Source organism: Actinomadura sp. DC4 (genome assembly GCF_030406325.1).
Lineage (GTDB): Bacteria > Actinomycetota > Actinomycetes > Streptosporangiales > Streptosporangiaceae > Actinoallomurus.
Genome location: NZ_JAUEQY010000031.1, coordinates 74,287 through 92,994, shown reverse-complemented (window position 1 = coordinate 92,994; position 18,708 = coordinate 74,287). Strand labels below are relative to the sequence as shown.

Here is an 18,708-nt window from a genome sequence, read left to right as displayed (position 1 = left end):
GACGTGATCGGAGCCGTACGTGGCCGTCAAGCCCATTCGTCTGTTCGGTGACCCGGTGTTGCGTACACCGGCGGACCCGGTCAAGGACTTCGACAAGGAGCTGCGCACGCTCGTCCAGGACCTGTCCGACACGATGATGGAGGCGCCCGGCGTCGGGCTCGCCGCGCCGCAGCTCGGCGTGGGCCTGCGGGTCTTCACCTACTACGTGGACGAGCAGCTCGGGCACGTCGTCAACCCGACCCTGGACCTGTCGGAGGAGCAGGAGGAGGGCGACGAGGGCTGCCTCTCGCTGCCCGGCCTGGTCTTCCCGGCCAAGCGCGCGCTGGGGGTCGTGGCCAAGGGCTTCAACATGTACGGGGAGCCGATCACCCTGGAGGGCACCCACCTGCTGGCCCGCTGCGTCCAGCACGAGACCGACCACCTCGACGGCATCATCTTCATCGACCGGCTCGACACCGAGCAGCGCAAGGCCGCGATGAAGGCGATCCGCGAGGCCGAGTGGTTCGGCGACGAGCCACCGGTGATCAAGAACTCCCCGCACCAGCTGTTCGGGAAGGCGCTCTAGTGCGGCTCGTCTTCGCGGGTACACCGGAGACCGCCGTGCCCGCGCTCGACGCGCTGCTGAAGTCCCGGCACGAGGTCGTCGCCGCCATCACGCGCCCCGACGCCCCGGCCGGCCGCGGGCGCCGGCTGACCGCGAGCCCGGTCGGGCAGCGCGCGGCCGAGGCCGGCATCGAGGTGCTGAAGCCCGCCAAGGCACGCGACCCGGAGTTCCTCGACCGGCTGCGCGAGATCGCCCCGGACTGCTGCCCGGTGGTCGCGTACGGCGCGCTCATCCCGCCGGTGGCGCTCGACATCCCCCGGCACGGGTGGATCAACCTGCACTTCTCGCTGCTGCCGGCCTGGCGCGGCGCCGCACCGGTCCAGCGGGCGGTCCTGCACGGCGACGAGATCACCGGCGCGGCGACCTTCCAGATCGAGGAGGGGCTCGACACCGGGCCGGTGTACGGCGTCGTGACCGAGCCGATCCTTCCCACCGACACCAGCGGCGACCTGCTCGGGCGGCTCGCCGCGACCGGCGCGCAGCTGCTCGTGGCCACGATGGACGGCGTCGAGGAGGGCGAGCTGGAGCCGCGCCCGCAGCCGGCCGACGGCGTCTCGCTCGCCCCCAAGCTCACGCCCGAGGACGCCCACGTCGACTGGGGCCTGCCGGCGCACCACATCGACCGGCTGGTCCGCGCCTGCACGCCGGCGCCGGGGCCCTGGACGACGTTCCGCGGCGATCGGCTCAAGCTCGGGCCCGTACGCCCGGCGCCCGACGAGGCCCCGCTCGCCCCGGGCGAGCTGCGGGTGACCAAGACCGAGACCTTCGCGGGCACCGGCTCCCACCCGGTCCGGCTCGGCGACGTCCAGCCGCAGGGCAAGCAGCGGATGGCCGCGACCGACTGGGCGCGCGGCGTGCGCCCGGCCGAGGGCGACGCGCTGATCTGATGCCGCAGCAGCGATCCTCCGGACCCCACAAGCCCAAGCCCAAGCCCAAGCGTCCCCGCGACCCGGTCCGCCGTACCGCCTTCGACGTCCTGCAGGCCGTCGACGACCGCGACGCGTACGCCAACCTCCTGCTGCCCTCCCTCCTGCGCGAGCGGGGCCTGTCCGGCCGCGACGCCGCGCTCGCCACCGAGCTGACGTACGGCACGCTGCGCGGGCGCGGCACGTACGACGCCGTGCTCGGCATGTGCAGCGACCGGCCCGTCGCCAAGATCGACCTGCCGCTGCTCAACGTCCTGCGGCTCGGCAGCCACCAGCTCCTGGGCACGCGCATCCCGCCGCACGCCGCGGTCGGGACCGCGGTCGACCTGGCCCGTTCGGTGTCCGGCCCGGGGCAGGCGAAGTTCGCCAACGCCGTGCTGCGCAAGGTGGCGGCCCGCGACCGCGACGCGTGGCTGGCCATCGTCGCGCCCGACGACGAGGTCGGCCGCCTGTCGATCGTGCACAGCCACCCCCGCTGGATCGTCAACGCGCTGCGCGACGCCGCCGGCGCGGACGAGGTCGAGGCCCTGCTCGCCGCCGACAACGAACGCCCCCGCGTCACCCTCGTGGCCCGGCCCGGCCGCTCGACCGTGGCCGAACTCGGTGGTGAGCCCGCCGCGTACTCCCCGTACGCCGCCTACCTCGCCGAGGGCGACCCGGCCGCGGTGCCCGCCGTGGCGGAGGGCCGCGCCGCCGTCCAGGACGAGGCGAGCCAGCTCGTCGCCCTCGCTCTCACCCGCGTCGAGCTCGACGGCCCGGACGGGCGCTGGCTCGACCTGTGCGCCGGGCCGGGCGGCAAGGCGGCGCTGCTGTCGGGGCTGGCGGGCGAGCGCGACGCCCGGCTGCTGGCCTGCGACCTGCAGCCGCACCGCGCCCGGCTCGTACGGCGCTCCGTCGGCCCGGCCGCGGCGGTCGCCGTCGTGGACGGCACGCAGGCGGCCTGGCGGCCGGGGGCCTTCGACCGGGTGCTCGCCGACGTGCCGTGCAGCGGCCTCGGCGCGCTCCGCCGGCGCCCGGAGGCGCGCTGGCGGCGCGGCCCGGAGTCGATCGCGGAGCTGGGCCCGCTCCAGCGGAGCCTCCTCACCTCGGCTCTGGAGGCCGTACGGCCGGGCGGTGTGGTCGCCTATGTCACGTGCTCGCCGCACCTGGCCGAGACACGGGTCGTGGTCGACGACGTCCTCCGGCGGCGCGAGGACGTCGAACGTCTTGACGCCCCGTCGTACCTGGAAGGCGTGCCCGATCTCGGCGACGGCCCGTACGCGCAGTTCTGGCCGCACCGGCACGGCACGGACGCGATGTTCCTGGCCCTGCTCAGGCGGCGCTGACCCCGTCGCCGAACCGCACCTCGACGATCGGCATCCGGAGCCTGCGGATGACGGGGATCCGGTGGACCAGGGGCGCGATGGCGAGCGCCCCGCGGCCGCGGGGATAGCGCAGGTCACGGACGCCGGCGATGTTCGGGTGGTAGCTCAGGATCTCCCGGTGCTCACCCGGGTCCAGGCTCCACTGCCAGGGCGGCGCGGTGTACTCGCTCCGGGCCGCCAGGCTCCCGTCGCGGCTGCGCTCGGCCATGAAGTGGGGGACCGCGTCGAACAGCAGCGTCCCGCCGGGGAACCGCTCGGCGCACGCGGCGATCAGCGACCGTACCTCGTCCGGCCGGAGGTACATCAGCAGGCCCTGCGTCGTGATCAGTACCCCGCCGGCCGGGTCGACCTCGTCCGTCCAGCCCAGGTCCAGTGCCGAACCCGCCAGCGTACGGCGCCGGGGCGGGTCGTCCGGGAGCAGCCGCCGGCGTACGTCCACGGTCTCGGGCAGCTCCACGGTGAGCCAGCGCACCCGGCCGTCGTCGACCCGCCAGAACTGGGTCTCCAGCCCCTCGCCGAGGGCCACGACCGTGCCACCGGGATGGTCCTGGAGGAACCGGCCCACCGCCCGGTCGAAACAGAGCACCCGCAGCGCGTGCCACTGCGCCATCTGCGGCTTCCCGAACTTCTCGAACGGGAAGTCGATCGCCTCGACCAGCTCGACCGCCCGCGGATCATTCAGCAGCGCGTCCGGGCGGCGGGCCTCGGCGGCCCGGTGGAAGAGGTTCCACAGCAGCGTCTCCGGCACGCCGTCGAGCTCCACCTTGATCTTGTCCGGCATTCCCCCAGAATGCCATCTCACCGGAGGGCGGCGAGGGCCGTCTTCGTGGCGCCGGCGAGCAGGGCGTCGTCGGAGGCCGCGTTCTTCGTACGGCGGTCGGACTGGAGCGCGATGACGACCGGGGACCCCGAGGGCGGCCAGGCGATCGCGATGTCGTTGCGGGTGCCGTAACCGGCATTTCCGGTCTTGTCGCCGACCTTCCAGCCGGCCGGGATCCCGGCCCGGATGTACGGGCCGCCGGTCGTGTTGGCCACGAGCCAGCCGGTGAGCAGCGTCCGCCGGCCCTGCGGCAGGGCGTCGCCGAGGACGAAGCGGCGCAGGTCCGTGCCCAGGGCGCGCGGGGTGCTGGTGTCGCGGACGTCGCCGGGGGCGGTCTCGTTGAGTGCGGGCTCGCGCCGGTCGGCGTGCGTCGTCGTGTCGCCCAGGGCGCGCAGGGCCGTCTGGAGGCCGTGCGGGCCGCCGATCCGGTCCACGACCAGGTTGGCCGCCGTGTTGTCGCTGTAGCGCAGGGCCGCCGCGATGACGTCGCGCAGCCTCATGCCCGTACGGACGTGCTTTCTGGTGATCGGCGCGTAGTCGAGGAGGTCGGCGCTCCGGTAGTGGACGACCGCGTCGAGCCGGGCGTCCGTGGCGCGGTCGAGCAGGACGCCGGCGGAGAGGGCCTTGGCGGTGGAGGCGTACGCGAAGCGTTCGTCCGCGCGGTACGTGACCGTACGGCCGGTGCCGGTGTCCGTCACGTACACGCCGAGGCGGGCGTGGTAGCGCTGTTCGAGGCGCGTGAAGGCTCCTCCGTCCTGGGGCGTGGGGGCCGTCGCGGTCCGGGCGGGCGTCTTGGAGCATCCGCTCAGCGAGACGAGGACGAGAGCGGCGGCGAGCAGGTGAGAGCGCATGACGGCAGCCTTCCTCTCGTCTTTCATGCCGTCAAAGACACAAATGCTGATTTGTATGCTGTTTTGGCATAAGGTGAGCTTGTGGATCTGGTGGCGGCGTGCCGGGTGTTCGTGCAGGTGGGGGAGCGGGGGAGTTTCACGCTCGGGGCGGCGGCGGCCCGCGTGCCGCAGTCCGTGGCGAGCCGGCGCATCGCCGCGCTCGAAGAGCACTTCGGCGAGCGGTTGTTCGACCGCTCGACGCGGCGGGCGGCGCTCACCGCGTTCGGCCGCGACATGCTCCCCTCCGCCAGGCGCCTGGTACGGCTGGCCGAGGCGATGGAGCACGACGCCGAGCGGGCGAGGCTCCGGCCGCTCGGCCTCGCGGTGCCCGAAACGTGCTCGGTGCGGCGGCTGGCGCTGCTCGACGCGGCCGCCCGTGCGCAGGAGATCGTCCTGGACTTCCGTACCGCGGGCCCGGCCGAGCGCGCGGAGCTCCTGCGGTCCCGCGAGGTCCGTGCCGCCCTCGACGCGGTCCCGCCGGACGAGGCCGACTGGGTGGTCCCCCTCGGTGTCGCGTCCCTGGCGGACGAGGGCGCGGGCCCGTTCCGGCTCGAGACCCTGCGGTCCGTACGGGGACGGCGGTCGTTCCGGCGGATCTGGGTCCAGCCGGAGGACGAGGTGGCGCACATCAGGGACCGTCTGCAGCGGCTCGGCCACCGTTCGGCGCTCGTACCGGCGCAGATCACGTCGGCGGCCTCGCTGGTCGCGGCCGCGTCGGAGGCGATGAGCGCCGGAGATCTTCTGCTGTGCTCACCGCCGCAGGCGGACGAGCTGGGCCTGCGGTGGCGCCCGCTCGCGGGCACGCCGGTGGCCCGCGGATACGCGGTGTCGGCGGAGACCGCGGACGACGCCGGCCGAGTGCGCGGCCTGGGAGAGCACGTCGCCCAGGCGCTGGGGGAGGGCGGATGAGCGTCGCCGCGGGACGCGTGAGCCGCCCGGAGCCGCGGAGCCCTGGGGTGGGCGGGTGAGCGCGGTGCGCCTGGCGCGTGAGTCGTGCGTGGTACGGGTGGGGTTCGCGGTACGTCGGCGGGGCGGCGGCGGAGTGAGGGGTCGTGGGGTGGGCGGGTGAACGGCGTGCGTCTGACGCGGGAGTTGCGCGGGGTCCTCTCCGACGCGGGACTGTCGGGGTCGTTCCTCGTACGGGACCTGTCGACCGGTGAGGAGATCGGGATCGACCCCGACGTGGAGTTCGCGGTCGCGTCGCTGGTGAAGGTGCCGCTCGCCGTCGCCGTGCTCGCGCGAATCCACGACGGGAGCCTCGACGGGGCCGCGATGATCGACGTCGAGCCGGGGCGCGCCGCCGTGCCGGGGCCGGCGGGGCTCGGCAGGTTTCGCCATCCGGCGCGCGTCGCGGTCGAGGATCTGCTCTACCTGAGCACCGCGGTCAGCGACAACACCGCGGCCGACGTGCTGTTCGACCTGGTCCCGCCCGCCGAGGTCCACCGGGCCGTACGCGACGCGGGGGTCGCCGGTATCGCGGTCCGGCACCGCCTGCGCGACCTCGTCGAGACCCCGGCCGAGCGCTTCGAACCGGGCGACGCGCACCTCGCCCACGCGCTCGCGATCGGCTCGCGGACCGAAGGACGTGGGCACCCGGTGCCCCAGCTCGACGTGAGCCGCGCGAACGCCGGATCCGCGCGGGCGTTCACCGACCTCCTGCAGGCGCTGTGGACGCCCTCGCGCCTGCCGGCCGCCGTCACCGCCCGGGTACGCGCGCTCATGGGTGAGAACCTCATCCGCCATCGCCTGGCGCCCGACTTCGCCTCCGACGCCGCGAAGTGGTCCTCGAAGACGGGCACCCTGCTGAACCTGCGGCACGAGGTCGGCGTGGTCGAGCACGACGACGGCGCCGTCCTCGCGGTCGCCGCCCTGACCGAGTCGAACGTCCCGGCGGTCGTCCAACCGGCCGCCGAGGCGCTCATGGCCCACGTCGCACGGACTCTCCACGATCACCTTCGCTGAGACGTCAGCCCATGACGGCCACCCCTCGGCGCCCCGCCTGAGGGCCGCAGCGCTCGCAGTCCACTCCACTGCACGGTCGGCGCGCCTCCGGTAAGGCGTCAGGCGGTTACGGCCACCCTCTCTCGTACCGGGGCGGACTCGTGGGCGGTGAGGTCGGTGAGGACCTCCGTCGTGCGGTCCAGGGCGGCGGCGATCCACGGGAGCGACACCGGGTCCTGGGCGGTGAGGGCGGCCGTGCGCTGCTCGTCGGTCTCGCCGTACAGCAGGCTGATCGCCACCCGCAGGCGCAGTGCCTCCGGCGGCTCGCCGAACGCGCTGCCCGGCAGGACGCCCATGCCGTACCGGTCGAGGAGCAGCGCCGCGAGCTCGGCCGACGTGTGGACGCCGAGGGGCTCGCGCAGGTGCTCCAGGTCCGGGTAGAGGTAGAAGCCGCCCTGCGGCCGGGCCACGCGGGCGCCGGCGGCCGTGAAGCGTTCGGTCATCGCGGAGACCGTCGCCTCGTGGAGGCGGCGGCTCGCCGTGACGCGCTCGACGACCGCCGGCGGCTCCGCGAAGGCGTACGCCGCGGCCTGCTGGGTCGGGCCCGAGGTGCTCGACCAGATCTCGCTGGCCACGGCGGCGAGCCGGTCGCGTACGGCGCTGAGGGCCTCGGGCAGCAGCGCCACCCCGATGCGCCAGCCGCCGAGAGCGAGGTTCTTGCTCAGCGCGGTCGTGATCACGGTGCGCTCGGGAGCGTAGCGGGACGGGCACGGGTAGTCGGTGCCCTGGTCGAAGACGAGGTCGCGGTAGATCTGGTCGGCGATGATGATCAGGTCGAGGTCGCGGGCGACCTCGCACACGCGGCGTACGGTCTCCGGGCGTGCCAGGGTGCCCGTGGGGTTGTCGGGAAGGGTGACGACGAGGCAGCGGACCGGGCGGCCCGCGGCGCGCTCCAGCGTCACGGCCACGCGCAGCTCGTCCGGGTCGGGCACGCCGCCCTCTCCGGGCGGTGTCCGTACGAAGATCGGCTCCGCGCCCGTCAGCCGGGTCTGCGCGGCGTAGCTCACCCAGCTCGGCTGCGGCACCACGACGCCACCGCCGATGGCCAGGAGCAGGCCGTACAGCAGGGGCTTGCTCCCCGGGCCGGCGACGATCAGGCCCGGGTCGGCGGGCAGGCCACGGCGCCGCCAGTAGCCCGCGGCGGCCTCGCGCAGGTCCGATCCGCCCGCGACGGGACCGTACGCGCCGTGTCCGGCGGCGGCTGAGAGTTCGCGTTCGAGCTCCGGCATGACCGGCAGGCCCGCCTCGCCGAAGGCGAGCGGGAGGACCGGGAGCCCGGCCCGGCGTCTGTGGTCGAGGGCCTCGTTGGCGGCAAGAGTCGCGGAAACGGCGACTGGCATTGGTTCACTCCCATGGAGCTGTTCTGGCTGCTAGATCACTCGCGCGGGCCGTACGACTCCATCGTTCATTGGACCGCGCCATCAGTACAAGCGAGCCTTTCCACTGCCATGCGTAAGATGAACTTATGCTCGATGTGCGACGGCTGCGGCTGCTCCGCGAGTTCGCGGACCGGGGGAGCATCGCCGCGACCGCGAAGGCCCTGGGATACACCCCGTCCGCGGTCTCCCAGCAGCTCGCCGTGCTCGAGCGCGAGGTCGGCACCGCGCTGCTCGACCGCACCGCCCGCAGCGCCGAGCTGACCGACGCCGGCCGGCGCCTGTCCGACCACGCCGACCGCATCCTCCGGATGATCGAGTTCGCCGAGGCCGACCTGTCCGAGGTCGAGCCCACCGGGCAGATCGTGCTCACGGCGTTCCCGACGGCGGCGGTGGCCTTCGCGCCCGCGCTCGCGCACAGCCTGCGCCATCACGCGGGCCTGACCTTCCAGCTCCGCCAGACGCGTCCCGGCGAGGGGCTGCGGCAGGTCCGCTCGGGCGAGGTCGACATCGCCCTCGTCGACGACTGGACCGGCCGGCTGCCGACGCGCGGCGGCGGCAGCCTTCGCTTCTCCCTGCTCCTCCCCGACCCGCTCGTGCTGGTCGTCCCCGCGGGACACTGGGCCGCCGACCACGAGCGCGAGATCAACCTGTGGCGGCTGCGCGAGGAGCCCTGGCTGGCCGCCCCGGCGGGCGAGCCGTCGCGCCAGGCGTTCGACCGCCTCCTCGCCGACGTGGGCGGCGCGCCGCCGATGCCGTGGGAGTTCGAGGGCCTCGGAACCATCCTCGGCCTGGTCGCGCGGGGCGTCGGCATCGCCGCCGTACCCAGCCTCGCGCTCACCGCCGCCGTCCCCGGCATCGCCGCGCGCGAGCTGCCGGGGTCGCTGACCCGCTACGTGTACGCCGTCGTGCGCACGGCGAGCGTGCGCCGTCCGTCGGTGGCGGTGACCCTGGAGGCGCTGCGCGACGCGGTGGCCGAGATCGACGTGCTGGCCGTGGGCCGGTCCCAGGTGCCGAAGGACGCGGAGTGACCGGGGCCGGGGAGCACTGGAGCCGGCGCCGCCTGACCCCGGCGATCTACGAGGCGGCGGCGGCCCGCGAGCCGATCGCCCGGCTGGGCGGCCGGGTGCTGTGGGGCGCGGACGTCCGCCCGATGTACGCCTCGTTCGCCGAGGTCGGGGGGCTCCCGCAGGGCGGCGCCGTCCTCGACGTGCCGTGCGGCGGAGGCGTGGCGTTCCGGGGCGTACCGCCCGGCGCCGGCCTGCGCTACGTCGCCGCGGATCTGTCGCCGTTCATGCTCGGCCGGGCGCGCGCCGAGGCCGCGCGCCGCGGGCTCGACGCCGCCTTCGCGCGGGTGAGCGTGGACCGGCTGCCGTTCGTGGAGGCGGCGTTCGACCTCGTCGTGACCTACAACGGCCTGCACTGCCTCCCCGGCCCGGCCGCCGCGGTCGCCGAGATGGCCCGCGTCCTGCGGCCCGGCGGGACACTGCGCGGCAGCGCGGTGGTGACCGGCGCCGGAGTGCGCCAGGACGCGCTCGTCGCGCTGCTCCGGCGTACGGGTGACTTCGGTGAGCCGGGCAGTGCCGCAGATCTGCGCGCCTGGCTGGAGGCGGCGGGGCTGCGGGCCGGCGCGGTCACGGTGACGGGTGCGCTGGCCTGCTTCTCGGCGGTCAAGCCCGGCTGAGGCGGCGCGGCCCTACACTTGATCCACCATGGCCGTGCACATCGCTCCCAGCATCCTGTCCGCCGACTTCTCCCGGCTCGCCGACGAGATCGCCGCCGTCGCCGACGCCGACCTGATCCACGTCGACGTGATGGACAACCACTTCGTGCCCAACCTCACCCTCGGTCTGCCCGTGGTCGAGGCGCTGCTCAAGACCACGACGCTTCCGGTGGACTGCCACCTGATGATCGAGGACCCCGACCGGTGGGCGCCCGGCTACGCCGAGGCGGGCGCGGCCAGCGTCACCATCCATGTCGAGGCGGCGAGCGCCCCCATCCGTACGCTCCGGGAGATCCGGTCCGCCGGCGCCCGCGCCGGGCTCGCGCTCAACCCGGGCACGGCCGTCGAGCCGTACGCCGGCCTGCTGTCGGAGATCGACATGCTGCTCGTGATGACCGTCGAGCCCGGCTTCGGGGGGCAGCGGTTCCTCGACGTCGTGCTGCCCAAGATCCGCCGCGCCCGCGAGCTGATCCGCGGCCGCGACCTCGACGTGTGGCTGCAGGTCGACGGAGGTGTGAACGCCGAGACCATCGAACGCTGCGCCGAGGCGGGCGCGAACGTCTTCGTCGCGGGCTCGGCGGTCTACTCCGCCGACGACCCGGGCGCGGCCGTACGCGCCCTGCGCGAGCGCGCCGAGAGCCGCTACACCGCGTAGACCGACGCGCCGTCCTCGATCCGCGAGCGCAGGCGGCCCTGGGCGACCAGCACCTCCAGGTGGGCGCGGGTCTCGGTGGTCGCCAGCATCTGGTTGAACACGTCCAGGTCGTCGAAGCTGCGCTCGCGGCGCGTCCAGGTGAGCGCGCGTGCGGTCTCGTACGCGGTGCCGGACCCGGCCGCGACCGCCGCCGCGCACGCGTCGAGCCGCTCGGCGTGGTGCTCCAGCAGGGCGTCGACCCGGGCGTGCACGCTCTCGGTGACCGGCCCGTGCGCCGGCAGCAGCCGCATGTCGGGCAGCTCGCGGACGAGCTTCAGGGACTCCATGTACGACCCGAGCGGCGATGACTCCGGCGCGCTCTCGAACCCGATCGAGGGCGTGATGTGCGGCAGGACGTGGTCGCCGGCGAACAGCAGCCCGCCCGCGAGGTCGGCGTAGACCAGGTGCCCGCGCGTGTGGCCCGGTGTGGGTACGGCGAGGAGCTCGCGGCCGGAGAGGGGCAGCTCCGCGCGGCCCTCGATCCAGTCGTCGGGCATCTCCCACTCGGCCGGCTGGTGCCCGCCTTCCTTCCACACCGCGCGCAGGGCCTCGATGACCGGGCCCGCGCCGCAGACGCGGAGCTGTTCGAGCTGGGGGGAGCGGTCAGCCGACCCGGGCGCGGTGAGCACCTCGAGGGTGTGCCGCTCGCCGATGCCGAGGCTCACGCGCGTGCCGAACTCCTTGCGCACCGCGATGGCCTGCGTGTAGTGGTCGCGGTGGACGTGCGTGACGAGGAACCGGCTGATGTCGGCCAGGCCGAACCCCAGCTCCTTCAGCGACGTCTCGAGCCGCCGCCGCGACTCCTCCAGAGCCCAGCCGCCGTCGATGAGCACCAGGCCCTCGTCGTGCTCGATCGCGTAGACGTTCACCGCGCGCAACCCATCCGATGGCAGCGGCAGCGGTATCCGGTGCACTCCAGGTGCGACCTGGAACGCTCCAGAGTTGATCCACTCGTTCCGCTGCGACATCGACACGCCCTCGTCTTCCGGCTGCAGAATTTAGAACCTGATTCGATTAATACCGGACTCCCTCGCCCGGGACTACGGCTGAGGCCGGTGAATCTCGACACTCTAGCCATGTGACGGCCCCTGCCGGCCGGGGTGATGAGGTGGCGGCGCGTACGGTCCTGTGGCACCGTCCCCGGCATGATCCAGGCGATCGGGCTGGGAGTGGTGGTCCTCGTCGGCGCGAGCGCCCAGCGGGTGACCGGCCTCGGCTTCTCGCTCGTGGCCTCGCCGTTCATGGTGCTGCTGCTGGGCCCGTTCGACGGCGTGCTGGTGATCAACGCCTGCGGGGCGGTCACCGCGCTGGTCGTGCTCACCCAGGTCTGGCGCGACGTCGACCTGCGGCGGGCCGCCCTGCTGATCGGGCCCGCGCTGCCGGCCGTCGCGGCGGGGGCCTGGCTCGCCCGCGACCTGCCCGCCCCGCCGCTCGCCATCGTCGTCGGCCTGCTCATCCTCGTCGCGCTGGTCGCCGTCGTGGCCAGCGAGCGCGCCCGGGTCCTGCGCGGCACGCCCGGCGCGGTGATCGCCGGGATCGGGTCGGGCTTCCTCAACGTCACGGTCGGCGCCGGCGGCCCGGCGGTGGCCGTCTACGCGGTGTCCATCGGATGGGCGCAGCGCAACTTCGCGGCGACCGCCCAGCTCGTCTTCGCCGCGCTGGGCGTCGCCTCCCTGCTCGCCAAGGGCGGCCGGCCGTCCATGGCCGCGCCCGGCTGGGTCACGGTCACCGCCGGTCTGCTCGCGGGCATCGTGCTCGGCAACCACCTGGCCGGACGCGTCTCGCCGGAGCGTGCGCAGGCCGCGGTGATCGTCCTCGCGATGGCGGGCGCGGTGCTGACGGTGGTCAAGGGCGTGATCGAGTTGTGAACCGCACCCATGCGGGACGCAAGACGTCAACGTGCGCTTCCTCACACGTTGCAGGGAATGTCCGGCGTGGCACACTGGTTGGCAAGTGTTCGTAAGCGTGCTCCGGGGTCGGTGAAATTCCGAACCGGCGGTTACAGTCCGCGACCCGGCCGAAACCATCGGCCGGTTGACCCGGTGAAATTCCGGGACCGACGGTTAAAGTCCGGATGGGAGGCAGCGCGCGGCCGTACCCCCTTGCGGGGTGCGGTGCGAGTGGCGTTCTCCGCCGTTATCCCGGAGCCTGAACAGGAGGCCCGGGGTGACCGCATCCACCGCCGAAGCGTCGGCGATGCTTCAGGCGATCGAGCTGGCGGCACGCGCCTTCGGCCAGACCAGTCCCAACCCCGTCGTCGGCTGCGTCGTGCTCGACGCCGGCGGCGAGACGGCAGGGGAGGGGTTCCACGCCTTCGCCGGCGGCCCCCACGCCGAGGCCGTAGCACTCGGGCAGGCCGGCGAGCGCGCCCGCGGCGGCACCCTCCTCGTCACCCTCGAACCCTGTGACCACCAGGGCCGTACCGGTCCCTGCAGCGAGGCCGTCCTGGCCGCCGGCGTCCGGCGCGTCGTGTACGCCGTGCCCGACCCGAGCGACCGGGCGGGCGGCGGCGCCCGGCGGCTCGCCGAGGCGGGCGTCGAGGTCGAGTCCGGGCTGCACGCGGCCGAGGCCGAGCGGGTCAATGCCGAGTGGCTCACCTACGCGCGCCTGCGGCGCCCCCACCTCACGTGGAAGTTCGCCGCCACCCTCGACGGCCGGTCGGCCGCGCGCGACGGCACCAGCCAGTGGATCACCGGGCCGGAGGCGCGCGAGGACGTCCACCGCCTGCGCGCCCGCTGCGACGCGATCATCGCCGGATCCGGCACCGTGCTCGCCGACGACCCGCGGCTCACCGTGCGCGGCTTCGAGCCGCACGACCACCTCCGTACCCACCGCAGGCCGCTGCGCGTCGTCGCCGACGGCCGCGCCCGTACGCCGGCGGGCAGCCGCGTCCTGGACGACGAGGCGCCGACGCTGATCGCGATCGCCGAGGACGCCCCCGCCCTGGAGTCGGCCGCGGCCGTCGTACGGCTGCCGCGTTCCGGGGCCGGCCTGGACCTGAACGCCCTGCTGGCCGAGCTGGCCGAGCGCGAGGTCGTCTCGGCGCTGCTGGAGGGCGGCCCCACGCTGGCCGGGTCCTTCCTCGCCGAGGGCCTCGTGGACCGCGTCGTGGCCTACCTCGCGCCCACGCTGTTCGGCGCCGGGACGGCCGCCCTCGCCGACGCCGGGGTCGCGACGCTCGCCGAGGCGCACCACCTGGAGATCGAAGAGATCACGACCATCGGGCCGGACCTGCGGATCACCGCGGCGACCCGACGCTCCGAAGGGAGAACCTGATGTTCACCGGAATAGTCGAGGAACTGGGAGAGATCGTCGCGCTCGACCGCGCGGCCGACTCCGCCCGGCTCACCGTACGCGGGCCCCTCGTCGTCTCCGACGCCGTGCACGGAGCGTCCATCGCGGTGAACGGGGTCTGCCTGACCGTGGTCGGCATCAAGGACGACGCCTTCACCGTCGACGTGATGCAGGAGACCCTGGACCGGTCCTCCCTCGCCGCGCTGGCCCCCGGCTCCCCGGTCAACCTCGAGCGCCCCGTACGCCCGTCGGACCGGCTCGGCGGCCATATCGTGCAGGGCCACGTCGACGGCGTCGGCGAGATCGTCTCCCGCGAGCCGGGCGAGCGCTGGGAGGTCGTCACGATCGGCCTGCCCGCGGACCTGGCCCGCTACGTCGTGGACAAGGGCTCGATCACCGTCGACGGCATCAGCCTGACCGTGGTCGAGGCGCGCGACGACGCGTTCACGGTGGCGCTCATCCCCACGACCCTGGAACTGACCACGCTCGGGCGCAAGAAGGCCGGCGACCCGGTCAACCTCGAGGTGGACGTCGTCGCCAAGTACGTCGAGCGCCTCGTCGGCGCGCGGAGATGAGCTCCTGGGCCGAGGCCGGCGTCACGGTCTTCGGCGAGAAGCTGCTGTGGACCGACCTGCTGGGCAACGTCTTCTCCCTCGCGACGGTCCTGCTGGCGATCCGGCGCACCATCTGGACGTGGCCGGTCCAGCTGGCCGGCGCGGTGCTGCTGTTCACGGCGTCGGCCAGCGCGCACGCCCCCGGCAACGCGCTCAAGCAGGTGATGTTCCTCCTCCTCGTCTCCTACGGCTGGGTCAGGTGGGTGCGCGGCATCCGGGAGAGCCGTGACCTGCCGGTACGCCCGGCCACCGGGCGCGAGCGGGCCCTTCTCATCGGGGCGCTGGCCGCCGGCACGGCGGTCGTCGCGCTTCTGTTCGCCGACATCTCCTGGCTCCAGATCACCTGGTCGCCGACGGCGAACGCGTACATCTTCGTGGGCAGCGCGGTGGCGACCTTCGCGCAGAGCCGTGCCCTCGTCGACTTCTGGATCATCTGGGTGCTGGTCGACCTGGTGGGAGTGCCACTGGCGATCAAATCCGGCCTGTACGTCTCCGGCGCGGCGTACGGGATCTTCTTCGTGATGGTCCTCGCCGGATTCCGAAATTGGATCAAGCAGTACCGCCGACAGCGGCGGGGTGCCGAACTGGAGGCGGTGGCGGCATGAGTTTCGCCAGTGTGGAAGAAGCGATAGCCGATATCGCGGCGGGCAAGGCCGTCGTGGTGGTCGACGACGCCGACCGGGAGAACGAGGGCGACATCATCTTCGCCGCCGCCAAGGCGACGGCCGAGCTGCTCACCTTCACCATCCGTTACAGCAGCGGCGTGATCTGCGTGCCCATGGAGGGCGCGGACCTCGACCGGCTGCAGATCCCCCTGATGACCTCGCAGAACCGCGAGCGGATGCGCACCGCGTACACCGTCAGCGTGGACGCGCGCGACGGCGTGGCCACCGGTATCTCGGCGGCCGACCGCGCCACGACGATCCGCACGCTGTGCGACTCGGCCACCGAGCCGTACGAGCTGGTGCGCCCGGGGCACATCTTCCCGCTGCGCTACCACGACGGCGGCGTCCTGAAGCGGCGCGGGCACACCGAGGCGGCCGTCGACCTGGCCCGGCTCGCCGGGCTGACCCCGGCCGGGGTGCTCGCCGAGGTCGTCAACGACGACGGGACGATGGCGCGGATGCCGCAGCTGGAGGTGTTCGCCAAGGAGCACGACCTCAAGCTGATCACCATCGAGCAGCTCGTGGAGTACCGCAAGCGCAACGAGCGCGTGGTCGAGCGGGTCACCGAGACCCGCATCCCCAACAAGCACGGCATGTGGCGCGCCGTCGGGTACTCCAGCGCCATCGACGGGGGCGAGCACATCGCGCTGGTCCTCGGCGAGATCGGCGACGGCCAGGACGTCCTCGTACGGGCGCACTCCGAATGCCTCACCGGCGACGTGCTCGGCTCTCAGCGCTGCGACTGCGGCACCCAGCTCGACGCGGCGATGGCCGCGATCGCCGAAGAGGGCCGCGGTATCGTGCTCTACCTGCGCGGTCACGAGGGCCGGGGGATCGGCCTGCTGGCCAAGCTGCGGGCCTACCAGCGGCAGGACAACGGCTCCGACACCGTGGACGCCAACCTCGAGCTGGGCCTGCCGGTGGACGCGCGGGAGTACGTCAACGCCGCGCAGATGCTCACCGACCTCGGCGTCCGCTCGATCCAGGTCCTGACCAACAACCCCGCCAAGCTCACGGGCCTGGCCGGCTTCGGCGTCGAGGTCCGCGGCCGTACCCCCCTGCCCGTCGTCGTCACCGAGCACAACCGGCGCTACCTCACCGCCAAGCGCGACCGGCTCGGCCACCAGATCGGAGACCTGGCATGAGCGGCGCGGGACGTCCTGAGGTCGCGGCGGTGGAGGCGTCCGGGCTCCGTCTGGGCGTGGTCTGCGCGCGCTGGAACGCCCAGATCACCGACCGGCTCCTGGAGCGCGCGCTCGCCGCGGCCAAGGAGAGCGGCGTCGCCGCGCCGGTCGTCGTACGCGTCTCGGGAGCCCTCGAACTCCCCGTCGTCGCGCAGCAGCTCGCCCGCGACAACGACGCGGTGGTGTGCCTCGGCGCGGTCATCAGAGGAGGTACGCCCCACTTTGACTATGTATGCGATTCCGTCACCGCGGGTTTGACGAGGGTTGCGCTGGATGAGGGCGCACCCATCGGCAATGGCGTACTAACCTGTGAGACGCTTGACCAAGCACTGGAACGCTGCGGGCTCGACGACAGCAGCGAGGACAAAGGATGGGAGGCGACCGTGGCCGCTCTCGATACGGCACTGACCCTGAGGGGCCTGCGGCATCACGGTCACGCGCGGCATCACACGGAGCATCTGGGCTCCTGAGTTCCGACGCCGCGAGACCCGATCTTCCTTCAGGAAAGGTTCTTTCACCGTGCTGTCACTCGTGCTTCCCAAGGGCTCTCTGGAGCGCGCGACGTTCGAGCTGTTCGACGCCGCCGACCTGACCGTCCGCCGTGGCTCCGACCGTGACTACCGTGCCTCGGTCGACGACCCGCGCATCGACCGCGTACGCGTCCTGCGCCCGCAGGAGATCCCCACCTATCTCGAACAGGGGCTCTTCGACCTGGGCATCACCGGCCGCGACTGGATCACCGAGACGCAGGCCGACGTGGTCTCGCTCGGCGAGCTGAAGTACTCCAAGGCGACCTCCAACCCGGTACGCGTGATCATGGCCGTGCCGAACGACGCGCCGTGGCAGTCCGTCGCGGACCTGCCCGAGGGCGTACGGATCTCCACGGAGTTCCCCGCGCTGACCGAGCGGTTCCTGACCGAGCACGGCGTCAAGGCGCGCGTGGTGCCCTCCTACGGCGCCACCGAGGCCAAGGTGCCCGACATCGTCGACGCGATCGTGGACCTGACCGAGACGGGCTCCTCGCTGCGCAAGAACGGCCTGCGCATCCTCGACACCCTCCTCGTCAGCTACACCGAGCTGGTGGCCAACCGCGACGCGTACGAGGACCCCAACAAGCGTGCGGCCATGGAGGACATCGCGCTGCTGCTGCAGGGCGCGATCCGCGCCCGCGGCAACGTCCTGCTGAAGCTCAACGTCTCCGACACCCAGCTGCAGGAGGTGCTCGGCATCATGCCGTCGCTGTCCTCGCCGACCGTCACCCGCCTGGCCGGCGGCGAGATGCACGCGGTCGAGAGCGTCGTCGCCAAGCACGGCGTCAACACGCTCATCCCGGCGATCAAGGCGGCCGGCGGCCGTGACATCCTCGAGATCCCGATCAGCAAGATCGTCGACTGACATGACCGCGGCGACATGGCGGCCGCGCCGGGCCCGGATCGTTCCCTACGTTCTCGCGGTGATCGTCGTGGCCGGCATGGTCGTCCTCGCCGTGGTGATGCCGTCCAACTGGCACCTCGGCGACCGGATCGGCCTCGTCGTGATCGGACTGATCGTCGCGGGCATCCTGCACATGCTGGCCCGCAGCCGGATCACCGCCGACGACCGTGGTGTGACGGTCGTCAACGGCCTGCGCACGCATGAGTACGAATGGGCCGAGGTCCTGGGCGTGTCGATGACCGAGGGCGCCCCGTGGCCGACGCTGGACCTGGCGGACGGCTCGACGATCCCCGCGATGGGCATCCAGGCCAGCGACGGCGACCGCGCCTTCCTCGCGGTCGCCGAGCTGGCCGCCCTGGTGCACGAACGCGGCGAGGCCTGACCTTCGCTCAGCCGACCGCGTACGCGACGGGCGGGAAGACCGCCTGCGGATCGGCTCCGGCGAGGTAGAGGCCGATGGCGAACGCCGCGGTCGCCTCCAGCAGGCCGGCGCGGTCCAGGCCGCCCGCCTCCACCGGTTCGCAGCCGAGACCGGTCACCAGGGCGCGGGCCGTGGCGAGGGCGTCCGGGTCGTCGCCGCAGAGCGGCACGGTCAGCGGCCGGCCGTCGAAGTGCGGCGGGGTCCGCCGCCAGACGCTCTCGTGGCACAGGTTGAACGCCTTCACGACCCGCGCGCCCGAGCGTGCGGCGATCTGCTCGGCCACCGACGGGCCGCCGCCGGCGGCCAGGGTCACGCCCGGATGCACGATGCCGTTCACGCAGTCGAGCAGCGGGCGGTCGCGCAGCGCGTCGCCGGCCGCGTCCAGGACCTCGGGCACCGCCTCGTACAACACCGCCAGCAGCACGGCGTCCGCGTTCTCGGCGGCCGCGCGCAGGCCCGCCGCCGCCCGTGCCGGCGGGCCGATTCGGTCCGCGAGCGCCGTTGCCTTCGCCGTCGTACGCGCGCCGATGACCACCTCGTGCCCGGCGCGGGCCCACTGGGTGCCGAGCGCCTCCGCCATGTTCCCCGCCCCAAGGATGCCGATCCGCATCGTTGACCTTCTTCCTGTCGGTTCGGGGGAGACTGTAGGAATTCCGATGGGCACCGTTCGGTGCCTGGCCGTTGCGGTAGGGAGGGGT

At 73.4% G+C, this 18,708-nt stretch carries 21 protein-coding genes and 1 riboswitch; of the genes, 16 read left to right on the top strand and 5 right to left on the bottom strand.

Annotated elements, in window-relative coordinates:
- Positions 1–19: 19 nt before the first annotated feature.
- From def to QWU11_RS37850, 3 genes are read left to right on the top strand one after another with little or no spacing between them, the layout of a single operon-like run.
- The gene (gene def / locus QWU11_RS37860; protein WP_290119349.1) at positions 20–565 is read left to right on the top strand and encodes a peptide deformylase; all 546 of its coding nucleotides are present in this window, start codon (positions 20–22) and stop codon (positions 563–565) included.
- Entirely contained in the window at positions 565–1,491 is a 927-nt protein-coding gene (gene fmt / locus QWU11_RS37855) for a methionyl-tRNA formyltransferase (protein ID WP_290119348.1), read from the top strand. The genes def and fmt overlap by 1 nt, the downstream gene beginning before the upstream one ends.
- Positions 1,491–2,855 (top strand): transcription antitermination factor NusB, encoded by a 1,365-nt coding sequence (locus tag QWU11_RS37850; protein ID WP_290119347.1) that lies wholly within the window; start codon positions 1,491–1,493, stop codon positions 2,853–2,855. Before fmt ends, QWU11_RS37850 begins: the two co-directional genes overlap by 1 nt.
- Here the strand turns inward: QWU11_RS37850 and QWU11_RS37845 are convergent.
- On the bottom strand, positions 2,842–3,675 hold the full coding sequence (locus tag QWU11_RS37845) for a class I SAM-dependent methyltransferase (protein ID WP_290119346.1): 834 nt from the start codon (positions 3,673–3,675) through the stop codon (positions 2,842–2,844). The two genes, QWU11_RS37850 and QWU11_RS37845, sit on opposite strands and share 14 nt — an antisense overlap.
- Before the next feature lie 17 nt (positions 3,676–3,692).
- Positions 3,693–4,565: a class A beta-lactamase gene (bla, locus tag QWU11_RS37840; protein ID WP_290119345.1), complete on the bottom strand. Its 873-nt coding sequence runs from the start codon at positions 4,563–4,565 to the stop codon at positions 3,693–3,695.
- Between the two features lie 81 nt (positions 4,566–4,646).
- Between bla and QWU11_RS37835 the strand changes: the two genes are divergently transcribed.
- The gene (locus QWU11_RS37835) at positions 4,647–5,513 is read left to right on the top strand and encodes a LysR family transcriptional regulator (RefSeq protein WP_290119344.1); all 867 of its coding nucleotides are present in this window, start codon (positions 4,647–4,649) and stop codon (positions 5,511–5,513) included.
- Positions 5,514–5,669: 156 nt separating this feature from the next.
- Positions 5,670–6,566 carry a serine hydrolase gene (locus QWU11_RS37830; protein WP_290119343.1) on the top strand — a complete coding sequence of 299 codons (897 nt, stop codon included), beginning with the start codon at positions 5,670–5,672 and terminating at the stop codon, positions 6,564–6,566.
- Between the two features lie 98 nt (positions 6,567–6,664).
- Here QWU11_RS37830 and QWU11_RS37825 read toward each other — a convergent pair whose 3' ends face one another.
- Positions 6,665–7,945, bottom strand: coding sequence for a pyridoxal phosphate-dependent aminotransferase (locus tag QWU11_RS37825; RefSeq protein WP_290119342.1), 1,281 nt, complete (start codon positions 7,943–7,945; stop codon positions 6,665–6,667).
- A 125-nt stretch (positions 7,946–8,070) separates the two neighbouring features.
- On the opposite strand from QWU11_RS37825, the gene QWU11_RS37820 reads away from it, so the two are divergent.
- Genes QWU11_RS37820 through rpe form a run of 3 tightly spaced genes read left to right on the top strand, consistent with a single transcriptional unit; the run spans position 8,071 to position 10,359 of the window.
- The gene (locus tag QWU11_RS37820; RefSeq protein WP_290119341.1) at positions 8,071–9,012 is read left to right on the top strand and encodes a LysR family transcriptional regulator; all 942 of its coding nucleotides are present in this window, start codon (positions 8,071–8,073) and stop codon (positions 9,010–9,012) included.
- Positions 9,009–9,665, top strand: coding sequence for a class I SAM-dependent methyltransferase (locus QWU11_RS37815; protein WP_290119340.1), 657 nt, complete (start codon positions 9,009–9,011; stop codon positions 9,663–9,665). The genes QWU11_RS37820 and QWU11_RS37815 overlap by 4 nt, the downstream gene beginning before the upstream one ends.
- A 28-nt stretch (positions 9,666–9,693) precedes the next feature.
- Positions 9,694–10,359, top strand: a complete 666-nt coding sequence (gene rpe, locus QWU11_RS37810) for a ribulose-phosphate 3-epimerase (RefSeq protein WP_290119339.1) — start codon at positions 9,694–9,696, stop codon at positions 10,357–10,359.
- On the opposite strand, the gene QWU11_RS37805 is transcribed toward rpe, so the two are convergent.
- On the bottom strand, positions 10,347–11,366 hold the full coding sequence (locus tag QWU11_RS37805; RefSeq protein ID WP_290119338.1) for an MBL fold metallo-hydrolase: 1,020 nt from the start codon (positions 11,364–11,366) through the stop codon (positions 10,347–10,349). The two genes, rpe and QWU11_RS37805, sit on opposite strands and share 13 nt — an antisense overlap.
- A gap of 177 nt (positions 11,367–11,543) precedes the next feature.
- Here QWU11_RS37805 and QWU11_RS37800 point away from each other — a divergent pair, with 177 nt between their 5' ends.
- The 8 genes from QWU11_RS37800 to QWU11_RS37765 all read left to right on the top strand — a co-directional run bounded on the left by QWU11_RS37800 (position 11,544) and on the right by QWU11_RS37765 (position 17,971).
- Positions 11,544–12,266, top strand: a complete 723-nt coding sequence (locus QWU11_RS37800; RefSeq protein ID WP_290119337.1) for a sulfite exporter TauE/SafE family protein — start codon at positions 11,544–11,546, stop codon at positions 12,264–12,266.
- 93 nt (positions 12,267–12,359) lie between these two features.
- A riboswitch (FMN riboswitch) is annotated at positions 12,360–12,490 on the top strand.
- 74 nt (positions 12,491–12,564) lie between these two features.
- Positions 12,565–13,674 (top strand): bifunctional diaminohydroxyphosphoribosylaminopyrimidine deaminase/5-amino-6-(5-phosphoribosylamino)uracil reductase RibD, encoded by a 1,110-nt coding sequence (gene ribD / locus QWU11_RS37795; protein ID WP_290119336.1) that lies wholly within the window; start codon positions 12,565–12,567, stop codon positions 13,672–13,674.
- Positions 13,674–14,267 (top strand): riboflavin synthase, encoded by a 594-nt coding sequence (locus QWU11_RS37790; RefSeq protein WP_290119335.1) that lies wholly within the window; start codon positions 13,674–13,676, stop codon positions 14,265–14,267. The genes ribD and QWU11_RS37790 overlap by 1 nt, the downstream gene beginning before the upstream one ends.
- Positions 14,264–14,911, top strand: coding sequence for a nicotinamide mononucleotide transporter family protein (locus tag QWU11_RS37785; RefSeq protein ID WP_290119334.1), 648 nt, complete (start codon positions 14,264–14,266; stop codon positions 14,909–14,911). Before QWU11_RS37790 ends, QWU11_RS37785 begins: the two co-directional genes overlap by 4 nt.
- Positions 14,908–16,116, top strand: coding sequence for a bifunctional 3,4-dihydroxy-2-butanone-4-phosphate synthase/GTP cyclohydrolase II (locus QWU11_RS37780; protein WP_290119333.1), 1,209 nt, complete (start codon positions 14,908–14,910; stop codon positions 16,114–16,116). The genes QWU11_RS37785 and QWU11_RS37780 overlap by 4 nt, the downstream gene beginning before the upstream one ends.
- Positions 16,113–16,625, top strand: coding sequence for a 6,7-dimethyl-8-ribityllumazine synthase (ribH, locus tag QWU11_RS37775; RefSeq protein WP_290119332.1), 513 nt, complete (start codon positions 16,113–16,115; stop codon positions 16,623–16,625). The genes QWU11_RS37780 and ribH overlap by 4 nt, the downstream gene beginning before the upstream one ends.
- Before the next feature lie 49 nt (positions 16,626–16,674).
- Positions 16,675–17,550 (top strand): ATP phosphoribosyltransferase, encoded by an 876-nt coding sequence (hisG, locus tag QWU11_RS37770; protein WP_290119331.1) that lies wholly within the window; start codon positions 16,675–16,677, stop codon positions 17,548–17,550.
- A 1-nt stretch (position 17,551) separates the two neighbouring features.
- Positions 17,552–17,971 (top strand): PH domain-containing protein, encoded by a 420-nt coding sequence (locus QWU11_RS37765; RefSeq protein WP_290119330.1) that lies wholly within the window; start codon positions 17,552–17,554, stop codon positions 17,969–17,971.
- Positions 17,972–17,978: 7 nt separating this feature from the next.
- Here the strand turns inward: QWU11_RS37765 and QWU11_RS37760 are convergent, their stop codons facing one another.
- Entirely contained in the window at positions 17,979–18,674 is a 696-nt protein-coding gene (locus QWU11_RS37760; protein ID WP_290119329.1) for an NAD(P)-binding domain-containing protein, read from the bottom strand.
- Between the last annotated feature and the right edge of the window lie 34 nt (positions 18,675–18,708).

Coding starts and splice junctions, on each gene's coding strand:
- QWU11_RS37845 (WP_290119346.1), bottom strand. CDS start 3,675: ATGCCGGACAAGATCAAGGTGGAGCTCGACGGCGTGCCGGAGACGCTG.
- QWU11_RS37785 (WP_290119334.1), top strand. CDS start 14,264: ATGAGCTCCTGGGCCGAGGCCGGCGTCACGGTCTTCGGCGAGAAGCTG.
- bla (WP_290119345.1), bottom strand. CDS start 4,565: ATGCGCTCTCACCTGCTCGCCGCCGCTCTCGTCCTCGTCTCGCTGAGC.
- QWU11_RS37780 (WP_290119333.1), top strand. CDS start 14,908: ATGAGTTTCGCCAGTGTGGAAGAAGCGATAGCCGATATCGCGGCGGGC.
- QWU11_RS37850 (WP_290119347.1), top strand. CDS start 1,491: ATGCCGCAGCAGCGATCCTCCGGACCCCACAAGCCCAAGCCCAAGCCC.
- QWU11_RS37790 (WP_290119335.1), top strand. CDS start 13,674: ATGTTCACCGGAATAGTCGAGGAACTGGGAGAGATCGTCGCGCTCGAC.
- QWU11_RS37805 (WP_290119338.1), bottom strand. CDS start 11,366: ATGTCGCAGCGGAACGAGTGGATCAACTCTGGAGCGTTCCAGGTCGCA.
- QWU11_RS37765 (WP_290119330.1), top strand. CDS start 17,552: ATGACCGCGGCGACATGGCGGCCGCGCCGGGCCCGGATCGTTCCCTAC.
- ribH (WP_290119332.1), top strand. CDS start 16,113: ATGAGCGGCGCGGGACGTCCTGAGGTCGCGGCGGTGGAGGCGTCCGGG.
- rpe (WP_290119339.1), top strand. CDS start 9,694: ATGGCCGTGCACATCGCTCCCAGCATCCTGTCCGCCGACTTCTCCCGG.
- QWU11_RS37820 (WP_290119341.1), top strand. CDS start 8,071: ATGCTCGATGTGCGACGGCTGCGGCTGCTCCGCGAGTTCGCGGACCGG.
- QWU11_RS37800 (WP_290119337.1), top strand. CDS start 11,544: ATGATCCAGGCGATCGGGCTGGGAGTGGTGGTCCTCGTCGGCGCGAGC.
- QWU11_RS37825 (WP_290119342.1), bottom strand. CDS start 7,945: ATGCCAGTCGCCGTTTCCGCGACTCTTGCCGCCAACGAGGCCCTCGAC.